This window comes from Parafrankia sp. FMc2 (assembly GCF_041008525.1).
GTDB lineage: Bacteria > Actinomycetota > Actinomycetes > Frankiales > Frankiaceae > Parafrankia.
Map to the genome: position 1 here is coordinate 1 of NZ_JBFLUG010000471.1, position 749 is coordinate 749.

1 protein-coding gene is annotated in these 749 nt (G+C 61.5%); it reads right to left on the bottom strand.

Translation table 11 applies throughout. The features are described 5' to 3' along the window. Nucleotides 1-75 precede the first annotated feature (75 nt). The coding region (locus tag AB1460_RS37995; protein ID WP_368967439.1) for a group II intron maturase-specific domain-containing protein at nucleotides 76-749 on the bottom strand (674 nt) is incomplete at its 5' end.

Consider the following 749-nt stretch of genomic DNA (forward strand, 5'->3'; position numbering starts at 1 on the left):
AGTCGGGTAGCCGGCGGGAATCGCACCCGCCGGCTCCCACGGATCCGTACGTGAACCTCTCGGTTCATACGGCTCTTACCGTCCGGCGAATGATCCTCCGCAGTCGGTAATCCATGCCCAGTGGGCGAACAGCCCGGGTTCGTTGGTGATGACCCGTTCCCACCAGGCTTGGAGCCGTTGTTTCCTGCGGAGCCGTCTGTATTTCTTGCGGGCCCAACGCATCAGGTAGGCGTTGATGCGCTGCAGGAGATGGTACATCTGGGACCTGTTGAAATGACCCCAGTAGTTCATCCAGCCCCGCGCATGGGGATTGATCCCCGTGGCAAGGTCAGTCAGGGTGCGCTCGGTACGCAGGTGGATCCGCCATCGGCGGATCTCCCTACCTTTCCGGATCTGCTGATCGCGGCTCATGGCAGGTCCGAACGAGGTGAACATCTTTCCTGTCCGCCTGTTGATCGCGGGCAGCGGCCGAAACGTGTACCCCAGAAAATCGAACACGACCGCCGGATAGTGGCCGCGCCGATTGGAGTCCTTGCAGTACACGATTTTCGTCTTAGCCGGGTTGAGCTGAAGCCCCACCTCGGCCATCCGTAGCCCGATCGCGGTCCGCAGGGCGTCTGCCTGGCGCCACGATTCGCAGTGCACTACCGCATCGTCCACGTAGCGTTCGAACTGGACCTCGGGGAATTCCCGGGCCATCCAGGCATCAAACGCGTAGTGGAGGAAGAGGTTAGCCAACACGGGTGAGA